The organism is Streptomyces sp. NPDC001027 (assembly GCF_040299045.1).
Classification (GTDB): Bacteria; Actinomycetota; Actinomycetes; order Streptomycetales; family Streptomycetaceae; genus Streptomyces.
Genome location: NZ_JBEPBI010000245.1, coordinates 1 through 11,237, shown reverse-complemented (window position 1 = coordinate 11,237; position 11,237 = coordinate 1). Strand labels below are relative to the sequence as shown.

Sequence of the window (11,237 nt, the reverse complement as noted above, 5' to 3'; positions counted from 1 at the left end):
GTCGGGCAGCCGCCCGGCGGGGTGCGTGCTAGCGTCGCGAAACGGGACAGGCCGCCGGTCGCAAGGGCGTAGCCGTGAAGCGGACGCGAACGGTACGCGGCCGAGAACAGAAGACGGGACACGGGGAGTGCCTTCAGGTGGCCACTGCGGAGCCGACACGCGCCGACGACGCCGGTCCGGACCGGGACGCCGGCCCGCGCACCAGGGTGCCCGCACCCCAGTCGGGCGAGCACGACCGTGACCCGGCCGGCGGCGCGATGGTAGACCTCGGGCAGGACCGGGTCCCGGACAGCGCGCCTCAGAGCCCTACGCAGTCCGCGCGCGGGACGTCCCGGGTGCGCGGCGCCCTCGACCGTGCCGGCGCGCGTCTCGGCGCGCCCCTCGGCCGCCATCTCGTCCTCACCATGACGGTGCTGTCCGGCGTCCTGCACCTCGTCTGGTTCTTCACGTTCGCGAACAGCGGCGGCGACCTCGCGGCGCAGGACGCCTGGGCCGAGTTCGTCGGCCGGCATCCCGATTCGGCGTACAACCTCGCCTGGTACGGCGGCATGCACCCGGTGTCGTACAGCATGGTGTCGCCGTACCTGATGTCCCTGCTCGGCGTCCGGACGACGATGATGGTCGCCGGGACGCTGTCGGCGGGGCTGCTCACTCTGATCCTGCTGCGCTGCCGGCCGGTGAAGAACCCGGTGTGGCCCGCGCTCGCGGGGATCTTCGCGCTGCTGTGCAACGCCGCTTCGGGCCGGGTGACCTTCGGCCTCGGCAACATGTTCGCGCTGGGCGCGGTCGCCGTCGTGTTCTGCTGGCCGCACCGCTGGCGCTACAAACGGTGGGCGAAGGCGCTGTGCGCGGCTCCGCTCGCCGCGCTCGCCACCATGGGGTCGCCGGTGGCCGGGCTCTTCGTCGGCATAGTCGCCGTCGCGATGTTCCTGCAGAAGCGGCGGCCGGGCGCGTGGGCGCTCGGGCTGGCCCCGACGGTGGTCGTCGCCCTCTCGGCCTGGCTGTTCCCGTTCTCCGGCACCCAGCCGATGTCCATCGGCTCGGCGTCCCTGCCGCTGCTGTCGGCGCTGGTCGTCTTCGCCGTCGTCCCGCGCGACTGGAAGACGGTGCGGATCACGGCGGCCGTGTACGGGCTCGGGGTGCTGATGGTGTGGCTGATCAGCTCGCAGATCGGGTCCAACATCACGCGGCTCGCGATGATGTTCACGGGCGTGGTGCTGATGGCGGCGCTGCCGTTCGCCGTGCCGCGCAGCCGCAAGTGGTACGTGATCGTCCTGTCGTCGCTCACGTTCGTGGGCTGGATCGGCTTCAAGTCGGTCGACGACGTCGTGCGGACGACCCCGGCGGCCTCCTGGGCGCGTGAGCTGGCGCCGCTCGTCAACGAGCTGCAGGGGGTCGGCGCGGAGAAGGGCCGGGTGGAGGTCGTCCCGGCCCGTTCGCACCGCGAGGCGTCCGCGCTCGCGCCGTACGTCAACCTCGCCCGCGGCTGGAACCGCCAGGCCGACATGGAGCGCAACCCGCTCTTCTACGACGACACCCTCAACTCGGCGAACTACCACGACTGGCTGAAGCGGTGGGCGGTGCACTTCGTCGTCGTCCCCAAGGAGGCGCTGGACGGGGACGGCGGTGAGCGGGAGCGGCAGCTGGTGCAGCGGGGGCTGCCGTATCTGGAGCAGATCTGGGGCGACGCCAACTGGCAGCTGTTCAAGGTCGTCGATCCCGCCCCGCTGGCCGAGCCGAACGCGGTGGTGCAGCGGGCCGAGCAGGGCGAGATGACGATCGACGTGAAGAAGGCGGGACGGATCCTGATCCGGATCCCGTACTCGCCGTGGCTGAGCGTGGTGGACGCGAAGGGCAAGAGCCTGAAGCCGCCGCAGGAGACGCAGGAGTCCAAGGACCGGTCCGACGGCGAGCCGAAGACGTTCGACAACGTCAACGGCTGCCTGTTCGAGACGGCGGAGGACGCGGACGGCGACAAGTGGACGGTGCTGCTCGCGCCGAAGGCGGGCACGTACCGGCTGGCGGCGCCCTATCAGCTGCCCCGGGGGACGCCGTGCCCGGACGAGCTGAAGGACAAGCGGTGATCAGCGCAGCCGGTCCACGTACCGGTCGGTGCCCGGCACCGTGGGGATGAACGGCGCGACCAGCTCCACGCGCCCCAGGCCGGACTCCGCGACCGCTTCCTCGAGGCCGGTGAAGCAGGGGTCCCAGCAGTCGCCGGGGGCCGCCTCCAGGAACCACAGGAGGGTCAGCCGGGTGTCGACGCCCTCGACCTGCTTGACGTAGGTCATGCGGTCGCCGGGGAGCGGGGTGGGGCGGAAGACGGTGACCATGGCGGCCGGGGAGCCGGCCAGCCGCCGGGGAAGGTGGCGGGCGCGCAGCCAGTGCAGGAGTTCGGCGCGCTGCTGCGTCGAGTCGGCGTCGATCACCTCGACGACGAGGCCCGCGTAGGGGTGGTCGAGGGCGTGGAAGTCCCTCGGGCCCGCCGCGCCGTCCCGGTAGACGGTCGTCGCGTGGTCCTGGAACGCGGTGAACACGTGGGTGCGGTCGTGGTAGACGCGGGCGTCCCGGTTGAGGCGCTTGTTGACGGCGACCGTCCACTTCATGTGGTCGCCGTGGCGTCCGTCGGTGATCCAGTAGGTGGAGAGGTAGCAGCCGGCGGTGACGGGCTGGGCGACCGCCGACTTCTCGGGGTAGCGCAGCAGTTGCAGGTCGCGGGTGGCCACCCATCTGCGGCCGGCGTACATCCACGGCATGGCCATCGCGCCGGCGTAGTAGTGGTCGTCCTCGTACCAGCGGTTGTAGGCGTACTCGTGGCCGGGGTGCGGTTCGACCATGGTGATCAGGGCGTGTCCGGGGTGGACCCCGTAGGGGCCGACGGCGGCCAGTTCCGCGTACGTCTCGCTGTGCGTGTCGCCGTGTGTCTCGCTGCGCGTGTCGCGGTGCGTCTCCTCGCTCATGCTCTTCCCCATCCTCGGTGACTGGCCCATACTCTGACGCTCCGTCAGATAGAGCGGAAGAGGCAGGGAGGCCCCATGTCATCGTTGGAGGGCAGGACCGTCGTCGTGTCGGGGGTCGGCGCCGGGCTCGGTCACCAGGTCGCCGCCGCGGTCGTGCGGGACGGCGGGAACGCCGTGCTCGGGGCGCGGACCGAGGCGAACCTCGCGAAGAGCGCGGCCGAGATCGACCCGGCGGGGGCGCACACCGCGTACCGGGCCGCCGACATCACCGACGAGCACAGCTGCGAGGCGCTGGCCGATCTGGCGCGGGAGCGGTTCGGGGGGATCGACGCGGTGGTGCACGTGGCGGCCTGGGACTCCTGCTTCGGCGGGGTGGAGGACGCCGACTTCACGACGTGGCAGTCGGTGCTGGACGTCAATCTGCTGGGCACGCTGCGGATGACGCGGGCCTGCCTGCCGGCGCTGAAGCAGCGGGGCGGGTCGGTCGTGTTCATCGGGACGCAGTCGGCCGTGGCGGCGCCCTCGCAGGTGCGGCAGGCGGCGTACGCGGCGTCCAAGGGGGCGCTGACGAGCGCGATGTACTCGCTCGCCCGGGAGCTCGGGCCGCACCGGATCCGGGTCAACACGGTGCTGCCGGGGTGGATGTGGGGGCCGCCGGTGCAGGCGTACGTGCAGTTCACCGCGCAGACCGAGGGGGTGCCCGAGGAGGAGGTGCTGGGGAGGCTCACGGGGCGGATGGCGTTGCCCGAGCTCGCCACGGACGGGGATGTGGCGGATGCGGCGGTGTTCCTGGCGTCGGACCGGGCACGGGCGATCACTGGACAGTCGTTGCTGGTCAACGCCGGGGAGCTGATGCGCTGAGTTCACATGGATGAACACAGGACATCATACCGAATTCTTTTACCTCCCTTTGACCTCTCGGTTACTTGTCGTGTCCATGCGTGAGCGCCCACGATGAGCGCCGGGCTGATCCCTGGGAGGGCGCACATGAACGGTCTCGACTGGGCCGTGCTCATCGGCTATTTCGGCGTGATGGTCGCGATCGGCGTCTGGTCGCACAAACGCGTCGACGACGTGAGCGACTTCTTCACCGCCGGCGGCAAGATGCCCTGGTGGCTGTCGGGCATCTCGCACCACATGTCGGGCTACAGCGCGGTGATGTTCACCGGGTACGCGGGCATCGCCTACACCTACGGCGTCACCTCCTTCGTCACCTGGTCCTTCCCCATCGCCCTCGGCATCGCGATCGGCTCCAAGCTGTTCGCGCCGCGCATCAACCGGCTGCGGTCGCGGCTCCATGTGGCTTCCCCGCTGGAGTACCTGAAGAACCGTTACGACCTGAAGACCCAGCAGGCGCTCGCCTGGTCCGGGATGCTGCTGAAGATCGTGGACGTGGGCGCCAAGTGGGCCGCCATCGCCACCCTGTTGTCCGTCTTCACCGGCATCTCCCTCAACCAGGGCATCCTCATCACGGGCGCGATCACCGCCGTCTACTGCACCATCGGCGGCCTGTGGGCGGACGCGCTGACCGAACTCGGCCAGTTCGTCATCCAGTTGCTTGCGGGCATCGCGATGTTCGTGGCCGTCGTGCTGAAGCTGAACGACAAGGGCATCGGGTTCCTGGACGCCTGGGACCAGCCGGCGCTGCAGGGCCACGACAAACCGCTCGTCGCCCAGTACGGCACGGTGTTCCTGCTCGCGTTCCTCTTCATCAAGCTCTTCGAGTACAACGGCGGCATGCTGAACCAGGCCCAGCGGTACATGGCCACCTCCGGCCCGACGGAGGCCGAGCGCTCCGCCCGGCTGTCGGCGGTGCTGTGGCTGGTCTGGCCGCTGGTGCTGTTCTTCCCGATGTGGATGTCCCCGCTGCTGGTGACGTCGAACAAGCCGGACGGCTCCGACTCCTACGCCCTGATGACCGAACAGCTGCTGCCGCACGGCCTGCTGGGGCTCGTCATCGTCGGCTTCTTCTCCCACACGATGGCGATGTGCTCCTCCGACGCCAACGCCATCGCCGCGGTCTTCACCCGGGACTGCGCGCCCGTGATCTGGGCCAGGGCACGGGAGTGGAACCAGCGCTCGGGACTGATCGCGGCACGCGTGACGACCGTCGTGTTCCTCGGTCTGTCCATGGCGGCGGCCACCCAGGTCAACTCCCCCGCCTTCAAGGACATCATCACCGTCGTCATCAAGTGGGTCGCCGGCCTGATGGGTCCGATGGCGATCCCGATGATGCTGGGTCTGCTGCGCCCCTTCCGCCGCTCCGGTCCCACGGCGGCGCTGGGCAGCTGGTCGATGGGCCTGCTGGCCTTCTGGCTGGTCAACTACCCGATCAACTGGAACGTCGACGGCGGCGTGCCGCTCCAGTACCAGGTGTCGATCCCGCTGGCCGTGTCGCTGGTCCTCTACATCGTCATCGGGTTCGTCAAGCCCGAGGACACCCCGGAGCGCCTCGCGATCATCGAGACCATCAACACCGACGGGGACGGGGGCTCGGCGGGAGCGGCGGCGGCGCCGGAACCGCGGGACACGGTGGAAGGCAAGCTCATCAGCCCGTCCGGGGGCGCCCCCTCCGGGGGAGTCTGAGCAGCCGGCGCCCGCCGGCCGGGGCGCCGGACCGCCTCACCCCGGCCCGCCCCGCGGATACCTCGCCAGCCATCCCGGCGAAGCCCCCGCGGGGCCGTGCAGGGCGGGGCCCTGGGTCATCTCCATGGCGAAGTCGTCGGCGAGTTCCAGGATCGTGGGACGGCCCTCCAGCTCGGCCAGCCAGGCCGGCGGGAGGGCCGTCTCGCCGTGCAGGGCGCCGAGCAGACCGCCGGCGAGGGCCGCGGTCGGGGCCGAGGGGGCGCCGTGGTTCACGGCGAGCCGCAGCCCGTGCCGGACGTCCTCGGCGACCAGCGCGCAGTAGACGGCGCCCGACAGCACCGCCTCCGCGGTCCCGGTCCGCGCCAGCTCCTCCACCCGCCCCGGCTCCGGCGGCTCCTCCCGCACGGCGCCCAGCGCCCGTCCCAGCGCCTGGGACACCGGCTCGTGCCCCGGCCGCGCCGCCAGCAGCGCGAGCGCCTGTCGCACCGCGCCGTCCAGGCTCTCGCCGCGCGCCAGCGCGTGCACGGTGACGGCGTACGCGCCCGCCGCGAGATACGCCGTGGGGTGACCGTGGGTCTGGGCCGCGCACTCGACGGCGAGCTGCGCGACGAGCTGCGGCTCCCAGCCGACGAGCAGCCCGATCGGCACCGAGCGGGGCACGACCTCCGGACCGGCCGCGCCGGGGCTCTTGGGCGATTCGAGGGTGCCCATCACGTCGTCGCCCAGGCCGAGCAGCAGGGTGCGGGTCGGATCACGGCGGGCGTACAGCCACTCCTCGCGGGCGAGCCAGCCGTCGTCCTTGCGCCGCAGGTCGGGCCCCCAGTCGCGCTGGGTGGCCGCCCACCGCAGATACGCCCGGTGCAGATCTGTCGGCGGGTGCCAGGCGCCGGTGTCCCGCCGCACATGGGCGCGGACCAGACCGTCCACCGTGAACAGGGTCAGCTGGGTGAGGTGGGTGACCGCGCCGCGCCGCCCGTAGGCGGACGCCAGGTCGACCACGCCCTCGGGCCCGTGTCCCTGCCTGATCTCCTCGAGACCCAGCCCGTCGACGGGCGCGCCCAGCGCGTCGCCGACGGCCGCGCCCAGCAGCGTGCCGCGCACCCTGCTGCGGAAGTCCTGCTGTTCGGTGCGGCCCCAGACGGGACCGGCAGTCGCAGCCACCAAGCCCTCCCGGCCACCGTCCGTGTGTACGACGTCCGTCACTGTAATCGAACGCCGCGCGGATTCCGGCCGGGGCGACGGCCGACGGGTGAAGGGGTGACGGAGACTCGGTGGGGTGGCGGACCGCCGGCGGTTCTACTCGACGACCCTGACCTTCGTCCCCGTCTCGCCGAACGCCCACAGCGCCGTCCCGTCCGCCTTGGCCATCCGGATGCCGCCGGTCTGCGCGCCGGCGGCGGCCGGGGGCGGGGAGGAGCCGTCGACGGCGTTGGAGAAGGCGATGTTGACGCCCGAGGCGACGGTGAAGTACATGACGTGCTCGATCTGCACGCCGTCGGATCCCTTGAGGGCGTCCTTGCGCAGCGACACCGTGTAGCTGCCGACGGCCGGATTCACCGTGCCGGGCCAGACCGTGAAGCTGCGCCGGGCCGTGTCGTCGGCGTCGACCAGCCAGACGCGGTGCTGCCCCACGGAGTAGACGACCCTGCGGCCCGTGCCCGACTTCGCGGGCGCCCCGGCGGCCTGCGACGAGGCGGAAGGCTTGGGCGAGGCCGGCGGTCTCGCGGTCGCGGACGCCGAGGCGTGCGGCTTCTTCGCCGCCGGCGCCTTCGGGTGCGGACCGTTCTCGGCCTGTGCCGTCAGCACGACGACCGCGGCGATCGCACCGGCGGTCAGGCCGGTGACCCAGGCCCAGGAGGGAAGCCGTCGGGCAGGCACGGGCACGCATCTCCTCAGCTACGGGACCCCTCGGCCACGAGGGGTCCGATCATCGTACTGTGGGGACGCCGTAGGACTGTCCTCAGTCCAGCACCGGCAGCAGTTCCGGCAGATGCCCGTCCGACGCCGCCGCGGCCCGCTGCCGCTCCTCGGACACCTCGCCGTACAGCGTCGTGCGCGGTTTCGCCGGACGGCCCGCCGCCCCGGCGACGGCGATCAGGTCCTTGACTGACTTGTACGAGCCGTAGGACGAGCCCGCCATCCGCGAGATCGTCTCCTCCATCAGCGTGCCGCCCAGGTCGTTCGCCCCCGAGCGCAGCATCTCCGCAGCGCCCTCCGTGCCCAGCTTCACCCAGCTGGTCTGGATGTTGGGGATGTGCGGGTGCAGCAGCAGCCGGGCCATCGCCGTGACCGCCCGGTTGTCCCGCATGGTCGGGCCGGGACGGGAGATGCCCGCCAGGTACACCGGCGCGTTGGTGTGGATGAACGGCAGGGTGACGAACTCCGTGAACCCGCCGGTCCGTTGCTGGATCCCGGCGAGGGTCCGCAGGTGTCCCAGCCAGTGCCGGGGCTGGTCGACATGGCCGTACATCATCGTCGAGGACGACCGGATGCCGAGCTCGTGGGCCGTCGTGACGACGTCGATCCAGGTCGCCGCCGGCAGCTTGCCCTTGGTCAGGATCCAGCGGACCTCGTCGTCGAGGATCTCCGCCGCCGTGCCGGGGATCGAGTCGAGGCCCGCCTCCTTCGCCGCCGTCAGCCACTCGCGGACCGAAAGACCGGTGCGGGTCGCGCCGTTGACGACCTCCATCGGCGAGAAGGCGTGCACGTGCATGCCGGGGACGCGGGCCTTGACCGCCTTCGCGATGTCGAAGTACGCCGTGCCGGGCAGGTCCGGGTGGATGCCGCCCTGCATGCAGACCTCCACCGCGCCCAGCTCCCAGGCCTGCTGGGCGCGGTCGGCGACCTGGTCGAGGGAGAGCGTGTACGCGTCGGCGTCGGTGCGCCGCTGCGCGAACGCGCAGAAACGGCAGCCGGTGTAGCAGACGTTGGTGAAGTTGATGTTCCGCGTGACGATGTACGTGACGTCGTCGCCGACCGCCGAGCGGCGGACGTCGTCCGCGATGCGGCAGACGGCGTCCAGGGCCGGGCCGTCCGCGTGCAGCAGGGCGAGCGCCTCGGCGTCGGTGAGCTTCGTCGGGTCGTCGGCGGCGGTGCGCAGGGCCTGGCGCACGTCGGTGTCGATGCGCTCGGGGGCCATGCCGGGGGCGGCGGCCTCGCGCAGCGCGCCCCAGTCGCCGTACACCTCGTCGAAGTCGTCGCGGCGGTCGGAGGTGCGGCCCTCGGTGTCGATCGAGACGTGCAGGTCCGTACGCCCGGACGAGACGAACACCTCCTCCGGCTCCTGCCACGGGCGCCCCTCGACGACGGCGTCCGGCAGGGCGAGCCCGGTCTCCGGGTCGGCCAGCGCGCGCACGTGCGGAAGCAGCCGCGGGTCCAGCCAGGGCTCGCCGCGCCGCACGAACTCCGGGTAGGCGCAGAGGCGTTCGCGCAGTGCGAAGCCGGCCGCCGCGGACTTCGCGGCCAGCTCCTCGATCTGCGGCCAGGGCCGCTCCGGGTTGACGTGGTCGATGGTGAGCGGGGAGACCCCGCCCCAGTCGTCGATGCCCGCGCCGATCAGCCGCTCGTACTCGCTGTCGACGAGGTTGGGCGGGGCCTGGAGGCAGGCGGACGGGCCCATGATGTGCCGGGCCACGGCGACCGTGGCGACCAGCTCGTCGAGTTCCGCGTCCGGCATGCCGCGCATGGCGGTGTCCGGCTTGGCGCGGAAGTTCTGGATGATCAGTTCCTGGATGCCGTGGTAGGCGCGGGAGACCTTGCGCAGCGCGAACAGCGACTCGGCCCGCTCCTCGTACGTCTCCCCGATGCCGATCAGGATCCCGGACGTGAAGGGGACGGAGGAGCGGCCCGCGTCCTCCAGGACGCGCAGGCGGACCGCCGGTTCCTTGTCGGGGGAGCCGTGGTGCGGGCCGCCGGGCTCGGACCACAGCCGGGTGGCGGTGGTCTCCAGCATCATGCCCATGGAGGGCGCGACGGGCTTGAGCCGCTGGAAGTCGGTCCAGGACATGACGCCCGGGTTGAGGTGCGGGAGCAGCCCCGTCTCCTCGAGGATGCGGATGGAGACGGCGCGCACATAGGCGATGGTGTCGTCGTAGCCGTGCGCGTCGAGCCATTCCCGGGCCTCGGGCCATCGCTCCTCCGGCTTGTCGCCGAGGGTGATGAGGGCTTCCTTGCAGCCGAGGGCCGCGCCCTTGCGGGCGATGTCCAGCACCTCGTCGGGAGACATGAACATGCCGTGCCCGGCGCGGCGGAGCTTGCCCGGGACGGTGACGAAGGTGCAGTAGTGGCACTTGTCGCGGCACAGCCGGGTCAGCGGGATGAAGACGCTCTTCGAGTAGGTGATGACCCCGGGCCGGCCGGCCGCCTCCAGGCCGGCGTCCCGCACCCGGGCGGCCGACGCGGCGAGGTCCTCGAGGGCCTCGCCGCGCGCCTGGAGCAGGACGGCCGCCTCACCGACGTCGAGGGCGACCCCGTCGCGGGCGCGTTTGAGGGCGCGGCGCAGGGAGTTCTCGGTGGGGCCGGGGTGCGTGCCAGGAATCGGGCCGGGGCCGGTACCGGAGCTCTCGGGAGTCGTCATCCTTTGAGCATACGTTCGGGCTGATCAGAGCCGACGGGACGCCCGGTCCGTCCCTGGCGCGAGGTCATTGCGCCGCGCCACTGGCGTCGGTGAGGTACGTGCTGTACCCGTCGAGGAGGCCGAGCACCTCCGCCTCGCCGGCGGACGGGAGCTGGACCACGACCTCGTCGATGCCGAGCTGCGCGTAGTGGGCGAGCTTGCCCGGGGACGGGTGGACGGCGTACGGCACGACCTGGAGCGCGGACGGCTCTCGGCCGGCGTCGGCCCACGCGGCCCGCAGGAGGGGCAGCGACTCGGACAGGCCGCGGCCGCCGATCGGCAGCCAGCCGTCGGCGTACTCGCAGATGTGCGAGAACAGCTTCGGACCGGCGGCCCCGCCGACGAGCGTGCGCGGTCCGGCGACCGGTCCGCGCGGCTTCTGCACGGGCTTGGGGTACGCCGAGCTGGCCCGCACGCTCCCGTACTCGCCCTCGTACGCCGTCGGCTCGTCCGCCCACAGGGCCTGCATCAGCCGCATCCGGTCCCGGACCAGCTCGCGCCGCGTCCGCCACTGCACGCCGTGGTCGGCGGCCTCCTCGACGTTCCAGCCGTAGCCGAGGCCCAGGGTGAGCCGGCCGCCGGAGAGATGGTCGACGGTCGCGATCTGCTTGGCCAGGTCGATCGGGTCGTGCTGGGCGACGAGCGTGATGCCGGTGCCCAGGCCCAGCCTCTCCGTCACCGCCGCCGCCTGCCCGAGCGCGACGAACGGATCGAGGGTGCGGCCGTACTCGCGGGGCAGGTCGCCGCCGGCGGGGTAGGGGGTGGTGCGCTCGACGGGGATGTGCGTGTGCTCGGGCAGATAGAGCCCGGCGAACCCGCGCTGCTCCAGCTCACGGGCGAGGCGGACGGGGGTGATCGTCTCGTCGGTGAGGAAGATCGTGACGGCGATGCGCATGGGCGGGCCTTTCGCAGCGTGCGGCTCGGTCGACGGCGTCGTCGCGGGGGTGGCGACCCCCGGGTGTGCGGGTGCGATCCCCATCTCTACCGGGCGACACGGCAACTGTCCATACCGACTGGTCGGCATTACCGCTGCGGACGTACGGCGCCGGTGCGCCCGCGGCTCAGGGAGCCTCGGG

8 protein-coding genes are annotated in these 11,237 nt (G+C 72.0%); 3 read left to right on the top strand and 5 right to left on the bottom strand.

Annotated features, from left to right (window positions below; genetic code table 11):
- The first annotated feature begins 137 nt into the window (after positions 1–137).
- Positions 138–2,084 (top strand): DUF8823 domain-containing protein, encoded by a 1,947-nt coding sequence (locus ABT300_RS36250; RefSeq protein ID WP_351685171.1) that lies wholly within the window; start codon positions 138–140, stop codon positions 2,082–2,084.
- Here the strand turns inward: ABT300_RS36250 and ABT300_RS36245 are convergent, their stop codons facing one another.
- Positions 2,085–2,960 carry a hypothetical protein gene (locus ABT300_RS36245; protein ID WP_351685168.1) on the bottom strand — a complete coding sequence of 292 codons (876 nt, stop codon included), beginning with the start codon at positions 2,958–2,960 and terminating at the stop codon, positions 2,085–2,087.
- Positions 2,961–3,035: 75 nt separating this feature from the next.
- Here ABT300_RS36245 and ABT300_RS36240 point away from each other — a divergent pair, with 75 nt between their 5' ends.
- Positions 3,036–3,821, top strand: coding sequence for an SDR family oxidoreductase (locus tag ABT300_RS36240; protein ID WP_351685166.1), 786 nt, complete (start codon positions 3,036–3,038; stop codon positions 3,819–3,821).
- A gap of 126 nt (positions 3,822–3,947) precedes the next feature.
- A complete protein-coding gene (locus tag ABT300_RS36235; RefSeq protein WP_351685163.1) occupies positions 3,948–5,546 on the top strand; it encodes a sodium:solute symporter family protein in 1,599 nt (532 codons plus the stop codon).
- A gap of 36 nt (positions 5,547–5,582) precedes the next feature.
- Here ABT300_RS36235 and ABT300_RS36230 read toward each other — a convergent pair whose 3' ends face one another.
- The 4 genes from ABT300_RS36230 to ABT300_RS36215 all read right to left on the bottom strand — a co-directional run bounded on the left by ABT300_RS36230 (position 5,583) and on the right by ABT300_RS36215 (position 11,056).
- Entirely contained in the window at positions 5,583–6,707 is a 1,125-nt protein-coding gene (locus tag ABT300_RS36230; protein WP_351685160.1) for an ADP-ribosylglycohydrolase family protein, read from the bottom strand.
- Between the two features lie 135 nt (positions 6,708–6,842).
- The gene (locus ABT300_RS36225) at positions 6,843–7,430 is read right to left on the bottom strand and encodes a hypothetical protein (RefSeq protein ID WP_452989027.1); all 588 of its coding nucleotides are present in this window, start codon (positions 7,428–7,430) and stop codon (positions 6,843–6,845) included.
- 76 nt (positions 7,431–7,506) lie between these two features.
- Positions 7,507–10,122, bottom strand: a complete 2,616-nt coding sequence (locus tag ABT300_RS36220) for a bifunctional FO biosynthesis protein CofGH (protein ID WP_351685154.1) — start codon at positions 10,120–10,122, stop codon at positions 7,507–7,509.
- A gap of 64 nt (positions 10,123–10,186) precedes the next feature.
- On the bottom strand, positions 10,187–11,056 hold the full coding sequence (locus ABT300_RS36215; protein WP_351685151.1) for an LLM class F420-dependent oxidoreductase: 870 nt from the start codon (positions 11,054–11,056) through the stop codon (positions 10,187–10,189).
- Positions 11,057–11,237 lie beyond the last annotated feature (181 nt).

Bases quoted from the DNA above. Each gene is read 5' to 3' on its own strand.
- ABT300_RS36220 (WP_351685154.1), bottom strand. From the start codon at position 10,122: ATGACGACTCCCGAGAGCTCCGGTACCGGCCCCGGCCCGATTCCTGGC.
- ABT300_RS36235 (WP_351685163.1), top strand. From the start codon at position 3,948: ATGAACGGTCTCGACTGGGCCGTGCTCATCGGCTATTTCGGCGTGATG.
- ABT300_RS36245 (WP_351685168.1), bottom strand. From the start codon at position 2,960: ATGAGCGAGGAGACGCACCGCGACACGCGCAGCGAGACACACGGCGAC.
- ABT300_RS36240 (WP_351685166.1), top strand. From the start codon at position 3,036: ATGTCATCGTTGGAGGGCAGGACCGTCGTCGTGTCGGGGGTCGGCGCC.
- ABT300_RS36215 (WP_351685151.1), bottom strand. From the start codon at position 11,056: ATGCGCATCGCCGTCACGATCTTCCTCACCGACGAGACGATCACCCCC.